The sequence below is a fragment of the Bifidobacterium sp. H6bp9 genome (genome assembly GCF_032193695.1).
Lineage (GTDB): Bacteria > Actinomycetota > Actinomycetes > Actinomycetales > Bifidobacteriaceae > Bombiscardovia > Bombiscardovia kimbladii.
In genome coordinates this window covers 773,149-796,959 of sequence record NZ_JASTZY010000001.1, presented here as the reverse complement: position 1 = coordinate 796,959, position 23,811 = coordinate 773,149, and the positions used below count along the sequence as shown (strand labels likewise).

The window sequence follows — 23,811 nt, the reverse complement described above, 5'->3', positions numbered from 1 at the left end:
GGCTGCACACAGTTTTCAGTCATTCCGTTACGAGATATTCCAAGGAGATTTGATTCGATGACCACGACCGGGCGCTTTACCCTGCCGGGCGAAGAGAACTTTGCCGAAAAGACCAAACAGCTGGCCAAGCTCTGGGGCGCGGATGCCATTCGTAACTCGGACGGCACCCGCTTGGACCAGGAGCTGCTGAACTTAGGAATGAAGGTGTACAGCGCCTACTTCCCTACTCGCGCCCACAACGAGTGGATCTGCAAGCACATGGACGAGACTCCACAGGTCTACCTCATGTCTGAGCGCATACTGGCCCACGAAGACCAAGTGCAGATTCCCTTGATGGACCGCTACTTCGACCAGCAGCTCAGGCCCAACAGGGATGCCGACCCCCACCGGTACTGGGAGGTCATTGACCGCACCGCCGGGAGGGTCCTGGACCAGTCGGAGTGGAGCCTGGATCCGGATCAGGACCTGGTTCGCGTGACCGGGGCCACCCCTATGCATGAGTACACGGCATCCTTCCTGGCCTACATCATCTGGGATCCTGTCGAAATGTACAACCACCTGACCAACGACTGGGGCGACAAGGAACACGAGATTCCCCTGGACATCTACCACCCTGCCACCCGAAAGTTCGTCATGGATGCCTATCGGCAGTGGCTGGATGAGAACCCGGCGACCGACGTGGTCCGGTTCACCACCTTCTTCTACCAGTTCACGCTGATCTTCGACCAGCTCCACCGGGAGAAGCTGGTGGATTGGTTCGGATATGCCTGCACGGTCTCCCCCCAGGCCTTGGACGATTTCGAGACCCGGTACGGTTACCGTCTTCGTCCAGAGGACTTCATCAACAAGGGCAGCTACAACTCCTCCTTCTGCGTTCCTGGCAGGGCACAGCGCGATTGGATCGATTTCCTCTCGGATTTCGTGCGGGAGAACGTGAAGACCATGGTCGATATGACCCACCAGGCAGGCAAGGAAGCCATGATGTTCCTGGGAGACCAGTGGATCGGCACCGAGCCCTACAAGCCGGGCTTCGAGAAGCTGGGTCTGGATGCTGTGGTCGGATCCGTGGGCGACGGCACCACCCTGCGCATGATCTCCGATATTCCCGGGGTCCGCTACACCGAAGGTCGTTTCCTGCCTTACTTCTTCCCAGATACCTTCCATGAGGGCAACGATCCCAGTATCGAGGGACTGGACAATTGGCGCAAGGCCCGTAGGGCCATCCTGCGCAGCCCCATATCGCGCATGGGCTACGGTGGCTACCCATCCCTGGCGGCCAAGTTCCCCAAGTTCGTTCAGACCGTGGCGCGCATCGCAGACGAGTTCCGCGATCTGCACGACAGGACCAAGGGGAGGGCGGCCCAGGGCCAGCTCAATGTGGCGGTGCTGAATTCCTGGGGCGCCATGCGCTCCTGGATGGCCTACACGGTGGCGCACGCCCTGCCCAACAAGCAGACCTACTCCTACTACGGGGTTCTGGAGGCACTGTCAGGCATGAGGGTGAACGTCCGCTTTATCAGCTTCGACGACATTCTGGCCCACGGCGTGGATCATGACCTGGATGTGATCATCACAGGTGGTCCGGCCGATACGGCCTTCAGCGGTGGCGAAGTCTGGAAGAATCCCGCTCTGCTGGAGATCCTGCGGTCCTGGGTCGACGGGGGAGGGGCCCTGGTCGGCATAGGCCAGCCGACTGCTTTGGAAAGAGAAGGGCGCTTCTTCCAATTAGCCGACGTTTTCGGGGTTGATCAGGAGCGTTTCCACACCCTTTCGGTAGACAAGTACTTCCCGAAGGTCACAGAGAGGCACTTCATCACCGCCGATCTGCCCGAGGACGGCAAGGCGGACTTCGGAGAGCCCGTAGTGAACACCTACCCCATCAACGAGGATGTCACCCTGCTCAGGGCCGACCAGGGTCAGGTGCAGCTGGCGGTCAACCAGTATGGTATGGGCCGTGGGGTCTACCTTTCCGGACTGCCCTATTCGGCCGTCAATGCCAGGCTTCTTGAACGGATCCTCTTCTATGCCAGTGGGCGGGAGGACCGGTACAGGGACTGGAGCTGCACCAATCCTCATTGCGAGGTGGCCTACTTCCCACAGGGGGATGTCTACTGCGTCGTCAACAACACTGACTTGCCCCAGGAGACCAGCGTTCGTCAGGCAGATGGCCAGGTCAGAGACATTGTCCTGGAACCCAGCGCCATGGTCTGGCAGCAGGCATAAGGGCAGTTTCGGCAGGAAAGGGGCTATTATGACGACGGTTCAGGATCAGGAGCTGGCCGCAGTTGCCGCCCACTACCCCCTCGAAGGGCGTGTGGAGAGCATTGCGCCTTATGGCAACGGGCACATCAATCAGACTTATCTGATACAGACGGACAAGCGTCGTTACATTCTGCAGCGAATGAACACTTCGGTTTTCCCCGATACGGCCTCCCTGATGCGCAACATCGAGTTGGTGACCGAATTCCTGCGCTCGCAGGGTCAGGAGACCCTGGACATTATCCGCAATAGAGAGGGCAATACCTACTGTGAGCTGGCAAGTGGGGCCTGGCGGGTCTATGCCTTCATCGAGAACACGATTTCCTACGATCTGGTCCCCAGCTCAGATGTTTTCCAGGAGGCGGGCCAGGCTTTCGGACGCTTCCAGAACTCCCTGGCGCTCTTCGATGCCTCTCAGCTGACCGAGACCATCGCCCACTTCCATGACACCCCCAAACGGTTCGAGACCTTCAAACGGACTGTTCAGGAAGATATCAAAGGCAGGGCATCCACCTGCCGGGCCGAGATCGGCTGGTACGTGGAACGTGCCGACCAGTACCCGGTCATCATGGAAGGGCTGGCCGATGGATCCATTCCACTCAGGGTCGCCCATAACGACACGAAGCTCAACAACATCCTGATGGATGCCGCCACCGGTAAGGCCAGGGCCATCATTGACCTGGACACGATCATGCCTGGATCCATGCTCTTCGATTTCGGCGACTCCATCCGTTTCGGCGCCTCGACAGCCCTGGAGGATGAGCGTGATCTGGATAAGGTTCATTTCAACCCCGATCTTTACCGTGCCTATGCTCAAGGGTTCCTGGGAGCCGTGGCCAGAAAGGCCGTGGACCGGGAGCTGAGCCTCTTCCCGGCTTCCTGCAGGATTATGACCCTGGAGTGCGGCATGCGCTTTCTGACCGACTACCTTCAGGGCGACACCTATTTCGCCACCGCCTACCCGGAGCACAATCTGGTGCGGACCCATACCCAGATGCGCTTGGTTGAGGAGATGGAGGCTGACGATGCTCAAATGCAGGAGATGACCGCCCAAGTGGTCGAAGAGGTGAGGGGCTGATGCTGAACCGGGTTTACCGGAGCATTGACGCTCTGATAGGGTACGCCTGTGCCTGTCTGGACCTGGACCCGTCCGATGTCGACTGGGCTCGCAATCAGATCCTGGCGCTTTTCTCCTTGGACTCCTACGATTCCGGGGATGGATCTGCTGATCCCGCTTCCGGCGGCGTCGATGATCTTCTGGAGTCCTTTATACGGGCCTTGGTGGGTACTGGGCTTATGGCTCAGGATGATGCCCCCTCCATGGCAGATACGGTTATGGGAATCCTGTCCTCCAGGCCTTCTCATCTGCAGCGGCGTTTCGCGCAGGTGGAGAGGGCCCGGGGTGGTACGGCCGCCATGCACTGGTTCTACGACTATTGTGTCAGGAACACCTATATCAAGAAGTCCCGCCTGGATAGGAACCCTCGTTTCTCCTCCGGGGGCGTGGTGGTCACCATCAACCTGGCCAAGCCGGAATTCAAGGATATGAAGAAGGCTGCGGCAGGCAACAGCACTGCAGGTGGGTATCCAAAGTGCACCATCTGCCATGAAAATGAAGGCTTCGCCGGGCGCGACAAGCGCACACTGCGGACCATCCCCCTGACTCTGGGCGGGCATGACTGGTTCTGGCAGTTCTCGCCCTATGGGTATTTTCGCGAGCATGGCATCTGTGTCAACGCTGCTCACACCCCCATGCATGTGGACAAGGACAGCTTCGGGAACCTGCTGGATTTCGTGGACCGTTTTCCCGGCTACTTCCTAGGCTGCAACGCCGCCCTGCCCCGCATTGGCGGATCCGTTCTGGCCCATGACCACTATCAGGGCGGAGGACAACGCCTGCCCATGCATCAGGCCGGGGCTTGGCGAACCCTGCACTTGGACGGCCACCCTGATACCCCTATCGAGATTCTGGACTGGCCGGGGACCGTGGTCAGAGTGGTTTCGCCGTCACGGCAGGAGATCATCGAGGTCAGCGAGACCATCAGGCAGGCCTGGGTGGATTACGACAACCCGGACCTGAACATCACCAGCCAGGGACCAGAAGGGCGGCAATCAGCCCTTTCGCCCAGCTTGGTCAAAACCGACCGAGGCTACGAGATGAGTCTGATCCTGCGTAATAACGGTGTCAGTCCGGAGTTTCCGGATGGCATCTTCCACGTGCACCCGGAGTTCTATCCGGTCAAGCAGGAACCCATCGGGCTGATCGAGGCCCAGGGGCTCTTCGTCCTGCCCGGAAGGCTGGTCGGCCAGCTTGCCTGCCTGGAGAAGGCCCTGGTGGCAGGTACCGGGCTTCCCGAACAAGTAGCCGACTTCAGCTTGGAGTATGGCGAAATTACCAAGACTCTGCAGGGGTCGCATGATCCGGATCAGGTCCATGAGGCCCTTAAGAGTGAGATCGGCAGTGTCTGCGCCCGGATCCTGGGCAACACCGCAGTCTTTAAGCGGCCCGAACAGACCGAGGGATTCCTGCGGGGGCTGGGTTGCCGGTAGTGGCGTAGATGAATAACACCAATGACAGGGGATGACCGATGGGCGGAACAATCATGGGCGGAAACCAACCGATCGCGAGGCCGGGCGCCACGGACTCTTGGGAGACCCTGCGTACTCAAGTAATGGAAGTGCGCCTCAGGCCCGACTTTCCTTCGGTGATCGACTATCGGTTGAAGACGCCTCAGGCTGAAAGAACCATGCTTGGGCAGGTCCGGGATCTGCGTCTGGTGGCCATCAACGGCATCGAGATTGAGCTGGGTCCTGACCAGGTGCAGCTGGAGCGGGAGGATCAGACCAGTCTGGTCTATCGACTCCATGTGACCGCCGCAGGTCAGAGGATCGATGCGGTTTTGGCGGTCCGTATTTCAGTCGAGGATGCCTCTCTAAGCTTTAAGGTGCTCTCGATTGGGAACCAGGCTGGACCTGGCCATCCAGTTCAGACGGTGGCCTTCCCCGGTCAATGTCTGATTTCCGTGGCGAGTACTCAGGCGAATGCGGAGTTTACTGGCGCTCGCATGTCTGCGGACGTCTCCATCAGTGGTGATGTGCACCGGGCGGTCACCGAGCAGATGGAGGAGGATCCCATTGGGCATGACTACATGTATGGCTTCCTCTCTGCAGATGGTCTCAGCGCCGGCCTCTGGAGCAACTCCGAGCACGATGGGACTACTGCCAGCAAAACGGGAACCGGTGGCGCGCAGAACACCAGGGTTATGACTGTTCGCGACCAGGTGGACGGAGTCACCATCCTCGGCCTGACCAGCGCACCTTGGATATACAACCGGGTGGTCCAGGATTCCCACGGACGTTCTTATACGGTCGGGGAGACGGACAAGCCCGCCATGGCCGTGGCTCTGGCCGGAGACCTGAATGATGACGGGGTGGTCAACTGGCAGGATGGTGCCATCGCCTTCAGACACATCATGAACAATCCGTATGGTTCTGATGACATCCCGGACCAGGTGGCACGACGCATAGCCATGAACTTCGGCTCTCAGGCCCAGAATCCCTTCATGACGACCTTGGATAACGTCAAGCGGGTTGCCCTGGCTACCGATGGCCTAGGTCAGTCCGTTCTTCTCAAGGGATATGGCAACGAGGGCCATGACTCCGGCCATCCGGACTACGACGACATTGGTCGACGAATCGGCGGAGTTAAGGACATGAATACCTTGATGGACAGGGGCAAGGCCTACGGGGCCCGGTTTGGCGTCCATGTCAATGTGGACGAGATGTATCCCGAGGCCAGGGCCTTTTCTGAAGACATGATTCGCAGGGACGACAAGGGTGGTCTCCGCTACGGCTGGAACTGGCTGGACCAGACCGTGGGCATCGATGGCATCTACGACCTGGCCTCGGGCGCCAGGAGGGAGCGCTTTGCCGCCCTCGCCCGCGAGGTCGGTGACAGGATGGACTTCGTGTACGTGGATGTCTGGGGCGATGGGACCTCGGGGGAGGAGGATTCCTGGCAAACCAGGCAGCTCTCGAAGATTTTGACCGATAACGGGTGGGGGGTTGGCACGGAGTACGCTTCGGCTAACGAGTATGACGCCACCTTCCAGCATTGGTCCCTGGATTTGACCTATGGATCCCCCCGCGACAAAGGTGAGAATTCCCAGGTCATGCGCTTTCTGCGCAACCACCAGAAAGACAGCTGGATAGGTGATCACCGAGCCTTCGGAGGCGCAGCCAACGCCCCGCTCCTGGGCGGCTACAGCATGAAGGACTTCGAGGGCTGGCAGGGGCGCAACGACTTCGATGCCTATATGGATAACCTCTACACTTGCGACCTCTCGACCAAGTTCATCCAGCACTTCAGAATCATGGCCTGGTACAACGACCCAATCAACGTCGATTCCGTCCATGATTCGACCAGGAATCAGGGCAATGAACAGATTGAGCTGGTCAATGATCAAGGTGACAGACTGATTATCTCCAGGGGTTCCGATGAGCAGGCATCACCCGCCTACCGCGAGCGCACGATGAAACTGAATGGCCGCGTGGTTCTTGTCGGTGATCTGGAGGCCAACGACCCCAAGGCCGACAAGCCTGGGATTGAAACTGGAACCGGCGCAGGGGCATATCTGCTGCCCTGGGTCTGGGATGCCAATACAGGGGACCTGCTTGATCCAGACGAGCAGAAGCTCTACCACTGGAATGCTGCTGGCGGCTCAACCACCTGGGAACTCCCGGAATCGTGGAGCGATGTCTCTACTGTCATCGTCTACCGGCTGACCGACCAGGGTAGATCGGAGCCAAAGGAGATTCCGGTGGTGCAGGGCAGACTCACCCTGGATGCCAAGTCCAGAACACCCTACCTGGTCTGCCGTCATACGGGCCGGGGAGTCCAGGTGGACTGGTCGGGAGAGCATCTAGTGGATGCAGGGTTCAACGGCGGTGAAAGGCTGTTCCAGTCGGTCTGGTCCGTGGAGGGGACCGGTCGTGCTTCGATCACCAAGGGCCAGTGCGCCAATTCCATGCTCCGGCTTGAGGGTTCGGTCTGTGCTGTGCAACCCCTGACCAGCCTGGTGCCAGGCAGACGGTATGCCCTCTATCTAGGGCTTGACAACCGTGGCGGCCAGGTCGAGCTGAGTGTGGAGGCGGACCAGGGTGGGGTGCTGGCTCGCAATATGAGCGGCCCGAGCATTGCCAAAAACTATGTCAAGGCTTACGCCCATAACACTGATGCTCCAACGATTGACGGCAGCAGCTACTTTCAGAATGCCTATCTCTTCTTCACGGCGCCCAAGGGTGAGCAGACCCGTCTGGCCTTGGCCCATGAAGGGGATGGTGTCGCGTATGTCGACGACATTCGCCTGGTCGAGAACGACTATGACGGCATCAGCCTGGACCAGGACGGTCATCTGGCTGAGCTTACCTGTGACTTCGAGGATAACGTCCAGGGGATTTGGCCCTTTGTGGTAGCTGGGGCCGAAGGGGTGGAAGACAACCGAATCCACCTGGCCCAGCTGCATGAGCCCTTCACTCAGGCCGGATGGACGGTCAAAAGGATGAATGATGTCCTCCAGGGTAACTGGTCTCTGAAAGTCAACGGTCTGACTGGAAGACGCGCTCTCCTCTTCCAGACCATTCCCCAGAACGTCCCCTTTGCGCCGGGCCGACACTACAGGGTCTCGTTCGATTACCAGTGCGGATCAGACGGCATATACGCCCTGGCAACAGGAAGGGGCGAGTATTCCGGTGAGGACCTGAACCTGTATCCCTTGCACAAGGCTCTGGGGGTCACTGCCAAATGCGAGTTCGAGCTAACTGGCGATCCGAATGGCGATACCTGGTTCGGCATTTACTCCACCGACAGGCAACCAGATCTGGAAGGCAGCAACGGCTCGGAGGCCAACATGGCTGGCTACCAGGATCTGGTTGTCGACAATCTGCGGATTACCAGTCTCTAGTCAGAGATTCCCGGGTCAAGAAGGAGGGGTTGCATGGTCGATTTCCTTAACTTGTTCTTGGCCACACTAAGCAAAACAGCCGGTCGCGCTTTATATTGATTCGTCCATTTCAGGCTCGCCGCTGGGTCAGCTGGTAGGCCGTCAGGAGGACGATCAACCAGATGGGCCCGGCGATGACGGCCACCCGGTAGCTGGACGAGAAGCACATGAGCACCACGATCATGGCCAGGAAGGCCAGGACCAGCCAGGGGGTCACCCGGGCCCAGGGGAGCTTGAAGTGGAGGGCATCCAGGGCTTCCTTCCCGGTCTTGCCGGCCAGGTCGCCCGGCCCCTCGCCTCGTGCCACGGCACGCCGGAAGAGCATCTCGGTCACCATGATCATGGACCAGTTGATGATGGCCGAGATCGTGGCGATGCTCATCAGGTAGTTGAAGGCGAACTGCGGCCAGAGGAAGACCACGACCACGGCCAGGGCGATGATGCAGGCTGAGGTCAGCACTCCTGCGTAGGGTACGCCTCCCTTGGACAGGCGGCTCAGGTACTTGGGGGCATTGCCCTGCCGGGCCAGGGAGAAGAGCATGCGGGAGTTGGAGTAGAGGGCCGAGTTGTAGACGCTCATGACCGCCGTCAGGCAGACGAAGTTGAGGATGCCTGCGGCCGCGTGGACTCCCACCGAGTCGAATATCTGGACGAAGGGGCTGACGACCATCCCCTGCGCGTTGGGCTTGCCGATGGCATTCCAGGGGACTACGGCCATGATCACCCCAAGCGTCAGGATGTAGAAGACCAGAATCCTCCAGATGATGGCGTTGGTGGCCTTGGGGATGGTCCGGCGGGGATCGGAGGCCTCTCCGGCGGTGATGCCGATCAGCTCGGTGCCGCCGAAGCTGAACATGACCACCGCCAGCGACATGAGCAGACCGGTCCACTGGCCATTGGCCCCGTGACGCATGAGTCCGTTGGGCAGGAACCCGCCGCCCACGGTGAACCAATTGGCGAAGGAGGCCCGCAGTCCGTTGGCCGTGGGCAGGGCCATGACCACGACAGCCAGGCCGCCGATGATCATGGCGACGATGGCCGCGATCTTGATGATGGCGAACCAGAACTCGAACTCGCCGAACTTGCTGACTCCCATCAGATTGGCCGCTGTGATGACCACCAGGAAGAAGGCCGCAGAGACCCAGGCGGGGATTGCCGGGAACCAGAAGTTGACGAAGGTGCCCACCACGGAGAGTTCGACCATGGATACCAGGACGTAGTTCATCCAGTAGTTCCATCCCGACACGAAGCCCGCACGCTTGGACCAGTAGCGGGTGGCGTAGTAGCTGAAAGCGCCGGACTTGGGGTCTTCCACGCTCATTTCGCTCATGGCCCTGACGATCATGAAGATGGCCAGACCGCCTATCAGATAGGCGATGATGATGGCCGGCCCTGCCAATGAGATGGATTCCCCGGACCCGTAGAAGAGTCCCGTTCCGATGGCGCCGCCCAGCGAGATGAGCTGGATGTGCCTGTTCTTCAGGGTTTTGCGCAGGTTCTTGCCCTGCGACTCCTTGGGTTGATCCATGGGGATGTCATTCCTTAGGTGGTAGTTGTCAGCTGAATGTGACCGGCTGACAGGGCCAACCCTATAGGAGCCGATCCGAGCGGAATGAGCATGCCTTTGCATTGTGGAACAGAGACGTCCGCCATATGAGATGGTCAATTCACCGAATGGTGACCGTCAGGCCCTACCATAGGCGTCGGTGCCTGCCGTCTGCTCCCGGTTATCGACACCTCTGTGGTATTGCTGTCCTACCGGCCTTGATGGGATACCCCTTCCTGGACGGCGATGATTAATGGGTTGTGAAGACAAGGAGGTGCAGTCGCATGAACCGTACGGGCAATGGCCCTTTGGCGCAGCAGGATCAAGGTGACAGCGCCTCGGCAGGCGACGGCATGGAACGCGGTCTGAGCAACCGTCATGTACAGTTCATCGCCATCGGCGGCACCATCGGCACCGGGCTCTTCCTGGGGTCGGGCAAGTCCATAGCCCTGACCGGTCCCTCCATCATCCTGGTCTACATCGGGGTGGGGCTGATCATGTACCTGCTCATGCGGGCCATCGGCGAGCTCATGTATCGCAGTCCCGTCCAGCACACCTTCATCGCCTTCATCAGCCGCTACCTGGGCCAGGGGTGGGGGTCCTTCGCCGGCTGGTCCTACTGGATCGTGCTCATCCTGATCGGCATGTCCGAGCTGACTGCCGTGGGCACCTACTTCGTCACCTTCTTCGGCACCTTCGGCATTGATCTGAGTGCCTGGCGGGGTCTGATCGAGCTCTGTTTCCTGGCGGCCATGGTGTGCATCAACCTGATTGCCGTGCGGGTCTTCGGGGAGACCGAGTTCTGGTTCTCCATGATCAAGATCACCCTGATTCTGGCCATGATCGTCACGGCCGTGGTCATGGTCATCATGGGCTTCCACTATCCGGCCGTTCATATGCCGGGCCAGGATCGGATCAGCCCGGCCGGCCATGCGGGCCTGGACAACATCACCACCGGCCTGAGCCTGGCGCCCAACGGGTGGATGGCCTTCTTCATGAGCTTCCAGATGGTCTTCTTCGCCTACGAGATGATCGAGTTTGTGGGGGTCACCGTCTCCGAGACCCAGAATCCCCGCAAGGTCCTGCCCAAGGCCATCAACCAGATCATCCTGAGGGTGCTGATCTTCTACGTGGGCGCCCTGGTCGCCATCATGCTGATCGTGCCCTGGCGCTCTTTCCGCCCCAACGCCGACGGCAGCTTCACCTCGCCATTCGTCATGGTCTTCCGCTACGCCGGGGTCGACTGGGCGGCCGCCCTGGTCTTCTTCGTGGTCATCACGGCAGCCAGCTCCTCGCTGAACTCCCTGCTCTACTCCGCCGGCCGCAACCTCTTCCAGCTGGCCGCGGCCGGCCACTCTCCGGTGATGCGCAGCCTGCATACGATCTCGCGCCGCGGCAAGGTGCCCGCCCGGGCCATCGTCCTGTCCGGGGTGCTGATCCTCCTGTCTCCGGTGCTGCATCTGCTGCCCGGCTTCGAGGACACCTTCGTCCTGTTCACCTCCTGCTCGAGCGCGGTCATCATCTTCATCTACATCCTGACCCTGCTTGCTCACCGTCGCTACCGGACCAGCCCGGACTTCATGCCTGACGGGTTCATCATGCCGGCCTACCGGGTGACCGGGGCCGTTGCCATCGCCTTCTTCGTCCTGATCTATCTCTCGCTCTTCCTGGCTCCCGACACCCGGTATCCAGCCATACTGGGATTGGTCTGGCTGCTGGTCTTCGGCGGCATCTGCCTGTGGAAGCACAGGGGCGAGCCGTTGCCGGGCGACTGACCGTCTGCGGGCGCGGGCGCATTATATGGCCTCAAAACGCTATAAACAAGTCTGTTTTTCCACTTGTACTTGAGCTAGATTGATTTCCGGTAGTTGTCAAATCGGCCTTCGTTTCTCGCAGGTTCGATTACGAGGGACTGACGAAGGAGATCATCGCCCATGGTTGCACAGGTCGGAGGGACACGAGTGGCCAGGACCGCTGGCCCCCTGCTCTCATGCTTGCTGCTGGCCCTGATATTCCTGGTTCTGCAGACCCCGCAGTCGGCCATGGCGGCGAGCGGAGCTACGGATTATGACAGCTGGACCCAAGTGGTTGGCTCTGTATCTCGCCAGCTGGATAGAGGGTGTGAGGACTATGCCCAGGGGGATCGTGCCGGGGCGGCCTCGCAATTCATGGGAGCCTACAACGTGGGCTACGTGGGTTCAGGATTCGTCTCGGTCGTGGAGTCGACCCTGGGGCAGGATAGGCGCAACGCTCTGGATGGGCAGTTCCAGGCCCTGCAGAGCCAGGCCTACGCCCCGGATGCCGGGCAGGCCCTGACCCAGGGCAGTGAAAAGCTCAAGGACGATCTGGCTGCCGCGGCCACCCAGCTGGATGCCACCCAAGGGCTGGCCAATCCCCGTGCCTACGCCAAGGCCCAGCAGGAGCAGATCAAGGCGGATCGTCGACGGCTGGACGCAGCCAAGAAGCATCGGAACACCGGCAAGGGCGACCGGACCTGGACCCAGGTGGCCCACGAGATGACGCCCATTCTGGATCAGGCGCTCGCCCAGGCGTCCAAGGGGCAGGGCCAGGCGGGATCTGACCTGGTCAACAAGGCCTATTACCAGTATTACGAAAAGCTGGGCTTCGAGAAGAACGTCATGAACGCCATCAGCGGCAACAGGGTCTCCCAGGTCGAGTACCAGTTCAAGGAGACCCGGATGACCATGGTGGCGGGGAAACCGGCCAAGACCCTGGTGAACGACCTGAAAAGCATGCTGATCGAGGATGCAGCCATTTTGGATGGAGGCGCCGCGGACCAGGTCAATGGGTGGACGTCCTTCCTGACCTCCGCCTTCGGCCAGGCCTTTGTGGTCCTGCTGCGGGAGGGGCTGGAGGCCATCCTGGTGGTGGCTGCCATCATCGCCTACCTGGTCAAGGCCGGCCATAAAGACAAGGTTCGGCACATCTACTGGGGCATTGCGGCAGGTCTGGTGGCCAGCGGGCTGGTGGCCCTGCTCTTCACCCTGCTCTTCAACGGGAACGGTCCCCAGCAGGAGATCCTGGAGGGCGTGGTGGCCCTGGTGGCCATGCTCATGCTGCTCTACACCAGTAACTGGATGCTGTCCAAGTCCTCTGTGGAATCCTGGAACCACTACATTCAAAGCCGGACGGTGGCGGCCATCTCGAAGGGCAGCGTGATCTCCCTGGCCCTGCTCTCCTTCCTGGCGGTCTTCCGGGAGGGGGCTGAGACGGTCATGTTCTACCAGGCCATCTTCGCCATGGCCCCTGGCGGCTCACGGGAGATCTGGACCGGTTTTGCGGCCGCCGCCGTGGTCCTGGTCATCGTTTTCGTGCTCATCCGCTTCACCTCGGTCAAGATCCCCATCCGGCCCTTTTTCATCATCACCAGCCTGCTCATGGCGGTCATGGTGGTCATCTTCGCCGGGGGCGGCGTACATGCCCTTATCGAGGGCGACTTGGTGCCGGCCACCTATCTGCCCGGGGTGCCCACCAGCGACTGGATCGGGCTGTATCCCTATAAGCAGACCATCGGCGCTCAGATCCTGGCGGCTCTGGTCGTGGTCGTGCTGGCAATTGTGTCGACCCGCCGCCTGCACAGGCAGGAGCGTTCGCAGTCGAATCAGGACTCCGGCAGGTCAACGTCGGCAACCGCCCGCCAGGCGGAAACCGAGCAGGCTGCCGAAGGGGCTGTGCCCTCTGAGGTCACGGCATCCATGCAAACACCAAAGAGCGAAGGAAAATCATGAAGAAGAGACAATTGACCGCCCTGGTCGCGCTGGTGCTCTCAGGCACCCTGGCCCTGGCGGGGTGCGGCTCCAGAGGGTCAGGCACCCGTGAGGCCCCCGCGCCTGAGGCTTCCGGTGCCTCCCAGTCCTCGGCGGGCAAGGGGGCCGGGTTCGAAGAGATCCCCATCCCGCCCGACGATCAGCAGAAGGGCCCTCTGAACATCGGCACGGTCTTCTTCCAGCCCATCGACATGGAGCCTGCATCCATGGGTCTGAAGGCGGCTGATGCCAGCCTGCACCTGGAGGCTGATATCCACGCCCTGCCCAACAACAACCTGGGCTATGCCAAGGGCGAGTTCGTTCCGGATCTGACCGTCAACTACACCATTCAGAACAAGGATGACCCCAACGACAAGCAGTCCGGCACCTTCATGCAGATGAACGCCTCGGATGGCCCGCATTACGGGGCCAACATCAAGATGGAGAAGGCCGGATCCTACAAGCTGACCTATTCCATCGACTCTCCTGAGAAGAAGGGCTGGATGCTGCACGTCGACCCGGAGACCGGCGTGAAGGGACACTTCTGGACCGAGCCCATCGTGGTCAGCTGGGACTGGGACTACACGCCCCACCAGTGGTAAGCTGCCATGCACCATGCTTGAACAATTTGTCACGGTCTTGCCGGGGACACTGGCCCCGGCCCTCCTGGTCATGGTTTTCAGCGTGCTTCTAGGGGTTGGCGAGGGCCGCGATCGGCCCCGCTCCTCCTCCTGGCGACTGATTGGCTTGGGGGTCGGCGTGCTGGGGGCGTTGGTCTTCGCCCTCCTGCGCGCCACCGTGATCATCAACCGCCGGACCATGGTCAACTATCCGACCCTGGTGGCTTGCGTTCTGGCCGATCTGGCGGCCATCGCGGTAGTGCTGGTCGCTGACCGGCTGGTTTCAGACTGGCATCGCCACCCCTGGGCCATGGATCTGGCCAACGGTTTCGCGGCACTGGCCATAGCCCTGACCACCTTCCGTGCCCTGCCCGATGTCATCCTGCAGCTTACGGCCTTTGTTGAGCCGGGGGAGCCGGTGCTGACCTCGGCCATGCTCCTGCGGGCCTTGGGTTTCCTGCTCGGCCTGGCTGCCGCTGTGACGGTGGCTGCCATTCTGAGGACCATGCATACCTCCTGCCCCCGGATAGCCTTCCGTCTGGCCGCCCTGCTCATGGTGGTTCTGCTGCTGGTCCGGCACGGCGTAGCCCTGGTGGCCCTGATGCAGACCACCGGCCTGGTTCTTCTACACGGCTGGGCCTTCCGGGTCATGGCCCTGGGATACAACGCCGACCTGATCCTGGTTCTTGCCCAGGTTCTGGTCTTCATCATTCCAGTCCTGGCCTGCCTGGTCGCAGGCTGGCGCATGCCGGTGACCGGAGCCTCCACGGCCGACGACCGCAGCCACCGGGCCTTCCGTCGAAGGGCCCTGGCATCAGCGGTCTGGAGCCTGGTGGCCATGATCGGCGTCACCCTGGCCCTGACCGTGGGCACGGCCAAGGCCCACCAGGTGCCCGTGCTTTCGCCTCCGGAACGCTATTCTCTTACTGCCGAAACGGCTACCATCCGTTTCTCCCAGGTGGAGGATGGCCACCTGCATCGATTCAGCTACCGGGCCAAGGACGGCACCGAGATGCGCTTCATCATCATCCGCAAGAATGGCGCCGCCTACGGGGTAGGGCTGGATGCCTGCGATAACTGCGGGGATGCGGGCTACTACGAAAAAGACGGCAAGATCATCTGCAAGAAGTGCGACGTAGCCATCAACCTGGCCACCATCGGGTTCAAGGGCGGCTGTAATCCCGTCCCCCTGCCCTACAAAACCGGCCGGGGCGCCATACTGATCAGCACCGCCGACCTGGATGCCCTGTCATCGCACTTCAAGAGCTGAAAAAAGGGAAGGAGCGGTTGGTATGTTCTTCATGCGCATGATGCTGCGGTCGTTCAGCCGCCAGTTCGGGCGAAGAATGCTCATCGCCGTCACGGTCTGCCTGTCGGCCTGCGTGGCTACGGCCATGCTGGGGGTGGTCTTCGACGTAGGTGACAAGCTCAACGCGGAACTGTCCACCTACGGATCCAACATCACGGTCCAGGCCAAGGCGGATGCCGTGGTCTCCGACCTCTACGGCGACCAGGAGGGCGGCCCCTCAGGCGATGAGCCAACGCCGACCGCCTTCCTCAAGGAGTCCCAGGTGCCCAAGATCAAGACCATCTTCTGGGCCTATAACATCACCGACTTTGCCCCCCGCCTGGACCTTCGCGGCACTGTGGACCAGGCCGCCGCCCCCCTGGTGGGCACTTGGTTCGGCCGGATCGTCAAGGTCGACAGCGGTGAAAGCAGCACCGCGGGCCTGAAAGGTCTTCGGCCCTGGTGGAAGGTTCAAGGCCGCTGGCCCAAGGATGAGGCCGTATCCGGCGGCAAGTCTGAGGCCATGATGGGTAAGGAGCTGGCTGCACGACTGGGCGGCCGTCAGGTCGGCGACCAGGTCAAGGTCGGCCTGGGTAATCAGCAGCGGACCGTCACCGTTGTGGGCATCTTCGACTCCGGTGATTCGGATGCCTCCTCCCTCTACCTGCCTACCAAGCCGTTGCAGGAGATGTCCGGCCTGACCGATCAGATCGACCAGGTGGAGGTCAAGGCCCTGACCACGCCCGAGAACGACTTGGCCCGCAAGGCCGCACGAAATCCTGCTGCCCTCTCCCAGGACGAGTGGGAGACCTGGTACTGCACGGCTTACCCGTCCTCCATCGCCTACCAGATCGAGGAGGCCATCCCCGGGTCCATGGCCAAGCAGGTCAGACAGGTGGCAGCCCTGCAGGGCGATGTTCTGCAAAAGACCCAGGCGGTCATGATCCTGATGACTGTGCTCAGCCTGCTGGCGGCAGCCATCGCCGTGGCCAATCTGATGGCATCCTCCATATCCGAGAGATCCTCGGAGTTTGCCCTGCTCAAGGCCTTGGGCGCCACTGACGGGGCCGTGTCCCGACTGGTGCTGGCCGAGACGGCGCTGATCGCCTTGGCCGGGGCACTGGTCGGCGCCCTGCTGGGCTCCGGAGTGGCACAGATTGTGGGCAGAGTGGTCTTCGGCTCGGGCATCACCATGAGGCCCATGGTCTTCGTGCTGGTCTTCGTGCTGCTGGCCCTGACTGTGCTGCTGGCGTCCATTTCGTCCATCAGATCGATTCTGCGGCTTCGGCCGGCGGAGGTGCTTCATGGCCGCTGATCGCCATACAAGCCATATGACCAACACCCGCATGTTCCTGACCATGCTCTTCGGGGCCGTCTTCCGCCGTAGGGGCCGGGCCCTGATGGCCGTGGTGGCCTCCCTGGTGGGTGCGGCCACCCTCTTCTGCCTGGCGGCGGTCTGCATCGAGGCCCCCAGGCAGATCAACCAGGAGATGCGCTCCTACGGGGCCAACCTGGTTGTCTCGCCCATTCAGGGAGGCAATCGGTCCGGATCCGGCATCGAGCAGGGCATGGTGGACCACACCACCCACATGGTGACCGCCAAGGCCCCGGCGCGGTACGCCACCTATCGATATGAGACGGTGCAGGTCAATGCCGGGGCTCGCGTGATGGCCGGCATCCAACCCGACCAGGTGCGTCAGCTCAACCGTCACTGGAGTGTGGAGGGATCCTGGCCGCAGGCCGGTTCAGTCATGGTGGGGCGAGATCTGGCAGATTCGCTGGGGCTGACCACTGGCAAGCAGATAACTATTGGCTATCCGGCCGGGCAATCCACCGTCACGGGCAAGACCGGAGGGCAGGGGCGAGACTTCCGTGTGGGGGGCATCGTCGATACCGGCGGTCCCGAGGATCGCATCATCTACGCCGACCTGACCGATCTGGAGCTCCTGACCGGGGCCAAGCGGGGTACCGATGTCATCGAATACTCGGTCAACACCATGACCTCGGGGCTGAAGACCATCGCTGCCAGCATCAACGACATGACCTCCATGGGGGTCAAGGCCCGGCCGGTCACCAGGATCACAGCGGGCGACAGCCACACCATCGCCATGCTCCAGTCGCTCTTCTGGCTGGTTTCGGTGGTGGTGCTGGTCCTGACCTTCGTGGGCGTGGGGACCACCATGGCCTCCATCGTCTCCCAGCGGCGCAGCGAGATCGGCCTGCGCAAGGCTCTGGGCGCCTCCTCGCGGGGGATAGCCATGGAGTTTCTGGCTGAGTCGGCCTGCTACGGATTGGCAGGAGGCCTGATCGGCACCGCTCTGGGCTATGGCTTCGCCCGGCTGCTCTGCCTGTCCGTCTTCCAGCGGCCGCTGGGCTTCAACTGGTGGCTGGCCCTGGGCACGGTCCTGCTGAGCGTGGCCATATCCATGATCGCATCCATCCGGCCGGTCCTCCGGGCTTCGCGTATCGACCCGGCCCTGGTTTTGAGGGAGGAATGACAATGACGCAGGCAAAGGCGAACGAGTCCCCGTCGGGCGGCGGCATGCTGCTGGATCTGGACCATGTATCCAAGATCTACGGCGATCTGCATGCCCTGGACGATTTGAATCTGAGCGTCCCGCAAGGTCAGTGGCTGGCCGTGGTGGGGTCATCCGGCTCAGGCAAGACCACGCTGATGAACATTCTGGGTTGCATGGACACGCCCAGCCGTGGTTCGGTCCGCCTGCAGGGGCGGCCGTTGGAGGATCTGAGTCAGTCCCAGCTGGCCGATGTGCGCAAGAACGTGATCGGCCTGGTCTTCCAGAAGTTCTACCTGGTCCCGCATCTGACCGCCCTGGAGAACGTCATGGTGGCCCAGTACTACCACTCAGTGGTGGACGAGGACCAGGCCATGAAGGCCCTGGACCGGGTGGGTCTGGCGGATCGAGCCCGCCATCTGCCCAGCCAGCTTTCGGGCGGCGAGCAGCAGCGGGTCTGCGTGGCCCGGGCGCTGATCAACGAGCCCAAACTGATCCTGGCTGACGAGCCCACTGGCAACCTGGACGAGGCCAATGAGCGGATCGTGCTGGACCTCTTCCGGCAATTGCATGACCAGGGGACCTCCCTGATCGTGGTCACCCACGATGCCCTGGTGGCCTCCTGCGCCCAGCGGGAGATCATGCTCAACCACGGTGTGCTGGCCGGCGAGCAGTGGAACGATGAGGAGGCCAAGCGGGCCTACCTGGCAGCCGGAGGTCGTCCGGCATTCAGCGGCGCCCCTGGCGATCCAGGGGACCAGGATATTCCGGTGGGCTTCCACGACCCCACCAAGACGGCCAAGACCGGCGGCTCCCTGCCGGGATCGGCTGCTGATGCAGAAGGAGGGCGTTGAAATGGCCACAAGCAAGTCTCGGGGACTGGTCACGGCCTCGGCAACCTTGGCGACCCTGGTGGTGGTGGGCTCTCTTTTGGGCGGCTGCGGAAGCCAGCAGGCCAAGCCCATGGACGACGAGTTCGCCGGGTCAGGCGCAGAGTCCAGCTCTGCTCCAGGGTCAGCGAAAGGATCCGGCGCGGCGGGCGAGGGCAAGCCTACGGCCGTCTCGCGTGATGGGTTGCCGGCCGCTCCGGCCGACACGGGCAACTATCACGACGGCACCTATGCTCTGACGGGCAAGTACGGGCGTGACGGGGCCGACACCATCGATGTGGATCTGGATCTGTCGGGAGGCCAGGTGAGCCGGGTCCAGGTCCAGGGGCATTCGGACTCGCCCATTTCACGCGGTCACATGGAACGCTTCGCCCGGGCTGTGCCCGGTGTGGTCCAAGGGCGTCCGCTCAAGGACCTCAAGGTGGAGAAGGTGGCCGGGGCCAGCTGGACCTCGGACGCCTTCAACAAGGCCCTGGACCTGGCCCGGCTGGAGGCTTCGGCGGACAGGTCTTCCTGAGAACCGGGCTGCACGGGTGGCAGAGACAAAAAGGGGCGAGGATTCGATTCCTCGCCCCTTTTCTTCAGATCAACTAGCGATCCCACCAGGGCCGCAGCGGGTAGGTGTCCGTGCCGGTCTCGGGATCGGGCTTGATGCACTGGAACTGGTGTATTTGAATGTTGTCGAGCTCGAAGTTGAGGCGCGCGCCGGCCATGTACAGGCCCCAGAGACGCGCCTTGGGCTCGCCCACCATGGGCTTGGCCTGGCCCCAGTGCTCCTGGAGGTTCTCAGTCCAGTGCTTGAGGGTCAGCGCATAGTGCTGGCGCAGGTTCTCCTGGGTGATGACCTCGAAGCCGGTGTCCTGGATGGCCAGTTCGATCTCGGCTGGGCTGGCCAGCTCGCCGTCGGGGAAGATGTAGCGGTCGATGAAGCCGCCGGCCCGCTTGTGGTCATGGGAGTTGGTGCGGGTGATCTGGTGGTTGAGCAGGATGCCGCCCGGACGCAGCTTGTCCATCATCTCCTTGAAGTAGGAGGGGTACTGCTTGTAGCCCACATGCTCCATCATGCCGATGGAGCAGATTCCATCGAAGCCGGACTCGGGCACGTCGCGGTAGTCCATCAGCCTGACCTCGGCCAGATCCTGCAGGCCCTCCTGACGAATCCAGTTCTGAGCCCACTCGACCTGCTCCTCAGCCAGAGTCACGCCGATGACGTGAATGCCGCGGCGGGCGGCCGCGATCTCCATGGAGCCCCAGCCGCAGCCCACGTCCAGCAGACGGTCGCCCTTGTTCAGGTGCATCTTGTCCAGAACCATGTTGAGCTTGTGCCACTGAGCGTCCTCCAGGCTGTCGTTCTCCTTCTCGAAGACGGCGCAGGTGTAGGTCATGGAAGAGCCCAGGAAGAGCCGGTAGAAGTCGTTGGACTGGTCGTAGTGGTAGCTGACGGTGGCTGCGTCGCCCCGGCGGGTGTGGGGACGGATGCCCTCAGTCAGTCGCTTGGCCAGGGAGGGCCCTTCGATGGCCGGCGGCTCGGGTACGCGCACCCCGTGTGAGAAGACGGCCGCAGCTGCCCGGGCCAGCTCCATCTTGCTGGGATGCTTGACGAAGTGCTTGAGGCCCATCAGTTCCTTGAGAACCTGGTAGGGGTTGCCTGGCAGCAGCTCGGGAGAATCCAGATCGCCCTGCAGATAGGCCCGGGCCAGACCCAGGTCGTTGGGATTTTCCGTGATGTAGTACATGGCACGGGAATTCTTGACTTCCAGATGCAGCGGCGCTTGGTCCTGCCCGAAGACCGACCCATCGAAGGCGGTCACCTGCACAGGCGCGTCAGGGGTGAGGAAGAGCCCGATCATCTCGGCTACAGTCATCTTGCTTTTGGCCATGAAGCCCCCTTGTGTGACCCGGACATGACCGAACATGGCGGGTCTGGTAGTTAGTGGATACAAGTACTGTCTTCACCCTACCCCTGACACTGGTCCCTATCAGTGTCATGTTCAGTGAATTATTCCGCATGGGAAACCTTGCCTGGGTACAGACTCTTTGGTAAGGCTGAACAGGGAGGCGAGCAGGAAATGACCAGCAGCGGATCAGCGTCGGCCGGGGCAGATGAGGCCTGGATTCAGCACACGCTTGCCAGATTGGGGCATTCGCGCTTCCGGTCCGGTTTCTCCCTTTCGGCCAAGGATCGCGCCTACGCCCGCGCCAAGGGCAGGGATACCATCGACCGCCACGCCCATGAGATGCTGGCCAAGCGTGTGGGGCCTGCCCGCCCTTTGAAGGACGGCAAGCAGACCCCCTACCGCGGGCATCCGGTCTTCACGGCCCAGCATGCCACGGCCACCTGCTGCCGGGGGTGCATCGAGCGCTGGCACCACATCCCTCGCGGCCGGGCTCTGACCGATGCCGAGGTGGATGCCCTGGCCAGGCTGATCATGGCCTGGATAGAGCGCGATTTGGTGAATCATCCGGTCCGTCAGGACAGGCGGACCGGATGATTCGTTCAGGAAGCTTGCTTCTGGACTTGTATGCTTGTCTGAGTCTCCAAATCAGCTCTTTCGCGCCAAGATTGAGCATAGTTGCCATAGATGGTGCGGATTCGAGTGCCAACAGGCAGGGCTGGGGACTCGTTTTCTGTGTTGGTTCCCCAATTCACCCATCCGGATTGTGGCCGCTGTACGATCTGGAAACCGCCTGATGGTTGTGATGTCAGCCAGATCATGCATCGCCCGTTACTGCTGTTGAATTCTGCAGTGCAATCAGCGGCCCCTGGGAAGATGGTTTGGTCTTTCAGGGATGAGACATCAATTGCCTGACTTGGCATATGCCATGGACGCTCATTCGCATCAGCGGTCACGTGTGCCTGGGCGGTCACCTGAGCCAAATGCTCTCGGATCTGCGCATCGGTGAGAGCGTGCTCCCAGTATGAGAACAGCCGCCAGTACAAGTCCCAGTGTGCATTGGTCAAATCTCTGTCCAGAAGATTGCGGAAGTATGCGAATCTTGCTGGTTCTTCCTGGGGGTTTTCCTGGTTCTTGGACTCGTTGATGATGGAAGCCACCTCTTGCTTCAACAGGGCTGCATAGGGATCGCCTTCTCTGTAAGGGGTGCGGTTATAGGAATCAAAGCGGTCAAAGACCAGTCCTCCTTCGCCGCTTTCAAATTCATCCCCAACTGTGATGCGATCTAGGGCACAGCGGCCGTTGACTTCAGTTTCGAAGTGATCCACATGGTATCGGCGGTCGAAAAAGTCGACATCACGGTAGAAAGTAAATTCGACCGAGAAGGATTTGCCGCGCAGCTCTGGACGGAGACCATCCGGTATGCGTCCGCTCAGCAAATATCGATGCATTACCGGTCCGCATTCCTCGATCGTTACGTCTGCCACCACATGCTCGGGCGGGTTGATAAGCCCATTCTCAGGGGTGAAGAATGGTCCATAGAAACCGCCCATGGCGTTGTTGCCGCTCTTAAGCAGGTCGACTTGCTCCTCCTTGCTCATAAAGTGACGAATTCCCCACTTGGATGCGCCTTCTCCCGATCCTGTACCTCTGCACAGTTCGAGGTCGAAGTATCCGGTATCCAGTCTGCATATGGCATCACGCTCGTGAACTGAATGTAATGACCTGATACCTCCGGTGGCTTCAGACGATCCGGATGTGGGCCTAGTTGCGCTTTCCGGTTCATATGATGAATCGTCAAAGACTACAATTTGGCCATCATGCGGTTCTACTATGCCCAGATAGACCGAGTTTTCAGGCGTACTCTCCCCAGCTAGGCGTTGGAAGGGGACAGTCCCTTCTTGCTCGACTTGAGCAGTCAGAATCGGCTGGTCGATTGAGCTGGGCAGACGTATGCGAATCGGTCTGGGGCCCGAGTGTGCTGGTCCGGAATAATGAATCCGATAGCGTGCGGATATATTCATGGCTGTTGCCTCCTTATGCGTCTATGCTGGCTGCTCTTCTCCTCAAGAAGGAGAATGAGAAGGAATTCTGCTTCATGCCATCAATCAGGACTGCAATGATGATGACTACGCCTTTGATCAGCTGCTGGGTGAAGAATGGCACATTCATCAGCACCAGACCGGTTGTTAAGACTCCGAAGATGACCGAACCGATGACAGTGCCTGATATGCGTCCTTTGCCTCCGGCAAGTGAGGTGCCGCCGAGTACCGTTGCAGCGATGGCATCCATTTCATAGCCATTGCCAGCCGTCGGCTGTGCCGATACGACCCTGGCGGCGAAGATGCAGCCTGCCAGACCGGCGCATAGCCCGGCGATCAGGTAGACGGACATAAGGACTGACTTGACATTGATGCCTGCCAGACGGGCGGCTTCTGGATTGCCTCCTACTGCGTAGACATGAGCTCCATACCGGGTTTTGTCCAGGACCACCCACATGACCAGATATACGACGACCATGATGATGAAGGGGATCGGTATGTGCCAGATGTACCCATTGCCGATCGCTCTAAAAGACAGATTATTGTCAACAATCGGCAGTCCGCCAGTGATCGTGTATGCCAGTCCTCTCAGGAATGTCATAGTCCCGAGAGTGACGATGAAAGCGGCCAGGTTGCAATAGGCAATAAGCAATCCATTGACGAGTCCAGCTATTGCCCCAACGATGATGCCAAGGGATACGGCAATCAAAGGATTCATGCCTGAGCGGGCTGCCAGTACAGCCACACATCCGCTGACAGCGATTGTCGAGCCTACAGAGAGGTCAATGCCGGCCGTAATGATCACCAGCGTCATGCCTGCCGCCAGGATGGCATTGATGGATATGGCCCTGGCTACGTTGAACAAATTGCTCAGCGTGCCAAAATTCGGTGCCTTTACCAGCATGAAGAGTATGAGCAGCAAAAGGACGAAGGGCATGCCGACCTTCTCCCAGATTGCCGCAATATTGACGTTTTTGCCTTTCATA

At 60.9% G+C, this 23,811-nt stretch carries 17 protein-coding genes; 13 read left to right on the top strand and 4 right to left on the bottom strand.

Annotation, left to right across the window (positions count from 1 at the left end):
• Window positions 1–57: 57 nt before the first annotated feature.
• From gnpA to QRX40_RS03275, 4 genes are read left to right on the top strand one after another with little or no spacing between them, the layout of a single operon-like run.
• Window positions 58–2,223, top strand: coding sequence for a 1,3-beta-galactosyl-N-acetylhexosamine phosphorylase (gene gnpA / locus QRX40_RS03290; protein WP_313836248.1), 2,166 nt, complete (start codon window positions 58–60; stop codon window positions 2,221–2,223).
• Between the two features lie 28 nt (window positions 2,224–2,251).
• Window positions 2,252–3,337 carry an aminoglycoside phosphotransferase family protein gene (locus QRX40_RS03285; RefSeq protein ID WP_313836247.1) on the top strand — a complete coding sequence of 362 codons (1,086 nt, stop codon included), beginning with the start codon at window positions 2,252–2,254 and terminating at the stop codon, window positions 3,335–3,337.
• Window positions 3,337–4,809, top strand: a complete 1,473-nt coding sequence (locus tag QRX40_RS03280) for a UDP-glucose--hexose-1-phosphate uridylyltransferase (RefSeq protein ID WP_313836246.1) — start codon at window positions 3,337–3,339, stop codon at window positions 4,807–4,809. Before QRX40_RS03285 ends, QRX40_RS03280 begins: the two co-directional genes overlap by 1 nt.
• A 38-nt stretch (window positions 4,810–4,847) precedes the next feature.
• Window positions 4,848–8,222, top strand: coding sequence for an endo-alpha-N-acetylgalactosaminidase family protein (locus QRX40_RS03275; protein WP_313836245.1), 3,375 nt, complete (start codon window positions 4,848–4,850; stop codon window positions 8,220–8,222).
• Between the two features lie 109 nt (window positions 8,223–8,331).
• Here QRX40_RS03275 and QRX40_RS03270 read toward each other — a convergent pair whose 3' ends face one another.
• Window positions 8,332–9,789 carry an amino acid permease gene (locus QRX40_RS03270; RefSeq protein WP_313836244.1) on the bottom strand — a complete coding sequence of 486 codons (1,458 nt, stop codon included), beginning with the start codon at window positions 9,787–9,789 and terminating at the stop codon, window positions 8,332–8,334.
• 302 nt (window positions 9,790–10,091) lie between these two features.
• On the opposite strand from QRX40_RS03270, the gene QRX40_RS03265 reads away from it, so the two are divergent.
• From QRX40_RS03265 to QRX40_RS03230, 8 genes are all read left to right on the top strand, one after another.
• Window positions 10,092–11,582 (top strand): amino acid permease, encoded by a 1,491-nt coding sequence (locus tag QRX40_RS03265; RefSeq protein WP_313836243.1) that lies wholly within the window; start codon window positions 10,092–10,094, stop codon window positions 11,580–11,582.
• A 159-nt stretch (window positions 11,583–11,741) separates the two neighbouring features.
• Complete coding sequence (locus QRX40_RS03260; protein WP_313836241.1) at window positions 11,742–13,556, top strand: FTR1 family protein; 1,815 nt, start codon at window positions 11,742–11,744, stop codon at window positions 13,554–13,556.
• Entirely contained in the window at window positions 13,553–14,176 is a 624-nt protein-coding gene (locus QRX40_RS03255) for an iron transporter (RefSeq protein WP_313836240.1), read from the top strand. The genes QRX40_RS03260 and QRX40_RS03255 overlap by 4 nt, the downstream gene beginning before the upstream one ends.
• A gap of 13 nt (window positions 14,177–14,189) precedes the next feature.
• On the top strand, window positions 14,190–15,464 hold the full coding sequence (locus QRX40_RS03250; RefSeq protein ID WP_313836239.1) for a DUF2318 domain-containing protein: 1,275 nt from the start codon (window positions 14,190–14,192) through the stop codon (window positions 15,462–15,464).
• A 22-nt stretch (window positions 15,465–15,486) separates the two neighbouring features.
• A complete protein-coding gene (locus QRX40_RS03245; RefSeq protein ID WP_313836238.1) occupies window positions 15,487–16,797 on the top strand; it encodes an ABC transporter permease in 1,311 nt (436 codons plus the stop codon).
• Between the two features lie 16 nt (window positions 16,798–16,813).
• Window positions 16,814–17,980, top strand: coding sequence for an FtsX-like permease family protein (locus tag QRX40_RS03240; protein WP_313836377.1), 1,167 nt, complete (start codon window positions 16,814–16,816; stop codon window positions 17,978–17,980).
• Window positions 17,981–18,024: 44 nt separating this feature from the next.
• A complete protein-coding gene (locus tag QRX40_RS03235; protein WP_144085191.1) occupies window positions 18,025–18,852 on the top strand; it encodes an ABC transporter ATP-binding protein in 828 nt (275 codons plus the stop codon).
• 1 nt (window position 18,853) lies between these two features.
• Window positions 18,854–19,405 carry an FMN-binding protein gene (locus tag QRX40_RS03230; RefSeq protein WP_313836237.1) on the top strand — a complete coding sequence of 184 codons (552 nt, stop codon included), beginning with the start codon at window positions 18,854–18,856 and terminating at the stop codon, window positions 19,403–19,405.
• Window positions 19,406–19,478: 73 nt separating this feature from the next.
• Here the strand turns inward: QRX40_RS03230 and QRX40_RS03225 are convergent, their stop codons facing one another.
• On the bottom strand, window positions 19,479–20,768 hold the full coding sequence (locus QRX40_RS03225) for a class I SAM-dependent methyltransferase (RefSeq protein ID WP_313836236.1): 1,290 nt from the start codon (window positions 20,766–20,768) through the stop codon (window positions 19,479–19,481).
• A gap of 189 nt (window positions 20,769–20,957) precedes the next feature.
• Here QRX40_RS03225 and QRX40_RS03220 point away from each other — a divergent pair, with 189 nt between their 5' ends.
• Window positions 20,958–21,380 carry a DUF4186 domain-containing protein gene (locus QRX40_RS03220; RefSeq protein WP_313836235.1) on the top strand — a complete coding sequence of 141 codons (423 nt, stop codon included), beginning with the start codon at window positions 20,958–20,960 and terminating at the stop codon, window positions 21,378–21,380.
• 5 nt (window positions 21,381–21,385) lie between these two features.
• Here the strand turns inward: QRX40_RS03220 and QRX40_RS03215 are convergent, their stop codons facing one another.
• Window positions 21,386–22,384 (bottom strand): hypothetical protein, encoded by a 999-nt coding sequence (locus tag QRX40_RS03215; RefSeq protein ID WP_313836234.1) that lies wholly within the window; start codon window positions 22,382–22,384, stop codon window positions 21,386–21,388.
• Window positions 22,385–22,820: 436 nt separating this feature from the next.
• Window positions 22,821–23,810 (bottom strand): ABC transporter permease, encoded by a 990-nt coding sequence (locus QRX40_RS03210; protein ID WP_029676084.1) that lies wholly within the window; start codon window positions 23,808–23,810, stop codon window positions 22,821–22,823.
• Between the last annotated feature and the right edge of the window lies 1 nt (window position 23,811).

Coding starts and splice junctions, on each gene's coding strand:
- QRX40_RS03220 (WP_313836235.1), top strand. CDS start 20,958: ATGACCAGCAGCGGATCAGCGTCGGCCGGGGCAGATGAGGCCTGGATT.
- QRX40_RS03225 (WP_313836236.1), bottom strand. CDS start 20,768: ATGGCCAAAAGCAAGATGACTGTAGCCGAGATGATCGGGCTCTTCCTC.
- QRX40_RS03240 (WP_313836377.1), top strand. CDS start 16,814: ATGACCAACACCCGCATGTTCCTGACCATGCTCTTCGGGGCCGTCTTC.
- QRX40_RS03265 (WP_313836243.1), top strand. CDS start 10,092: ATGAACCGTACGGGCAATGGCCCTTTGGCGCAGCAGGATCAAGGTGAC.
- QRX40_RS03270 (WP_313836244.1), bottom strand. CDS start 9,789: ATGGATCAACCCAAGGAGTCGCAGGGCAAGAACCTGCGCAAAACCCTG.
- gnpA (WP_313836248.1), top strand. CDS start 58: ATGACCACGACCGGGCGCTTTACCCTGCCGGGCGAAGAGAACTTTGCC.
- QRX40_RS03230 (WP_313836237.1), top strand. CDS start 18,854: ATGGCCACAAGCAAGTCTCGGGGACTGGTCACGGCCTCGGCAACCTTG.
- QRX40_RS03280 (WP_313836246.1), top strand. CDS start 3,337: ATGCTGAACCGGGTTTACCGGAGCATTGACGCTCTGATAGGGTACGCC.
- QRX40_RS03210 (WP_029676084.1), bottom strand. CDS start 23,810: ATGAAAGGCAAAAACGTCAATATTGCGGCAATCTGGGAGAAGGTCGGC.
- QRX40_RS03245 (WP_313836238.1), top strand. CDS start 15,487: ATGTTCTTCATGCGCATGATGCTGCGGTCGTTCAGCCGCCAGTTCGGG.
- QRX40_RS03285 (WP_313836247.1), top strand. CDS start 2,252: ATGACGACGGTTCAGGATCAGGAGCTGGCCGCAGTTGCCGCCCACTAC.
- QRX40_RS03275 (WP_313836245.1), top strand. CDS start 4,848: ATGGGCGGAACAATCATGGGCGGAAACCAACCGATCGCGAGGCCGGGC.
- QRX40_RS03215 (WP_313836234.1), bottom strand. CDS start 22,384: ATGAGCAAGGAGGAGCAAGTCGACCTGCTTAAGAGCGGCAACAACGCC.
- QRX40_RS03260 (WP_313836241.1), top strand. CDS start 11,742: ATGGTTGCACAGGTCGGAGGGACACGAGTGGCCAGGACCGCTGGCCCC.
- QRX40_RS03250 (WP_313836239.1), top strand. CDS start 14,190: ATGCTTGAACAATTTGTCACGGTCTTGCCGGGGACACTGGCCCCGGCC.
- QRX40_RS03235 (WP_144085191.1), top strand. CDS start 18,025: ATGCTGCTGGATCTGGACCATGTATCCAAGATCTACGGCGATCTGCAT.
- QRX40_RS03255 (WP_313836240.1), top strand. CDS start 13,553: ATGAAGAAGAGACAATTGACCGCCCTGGTCGCGCTGGTGCTCTCAGGC.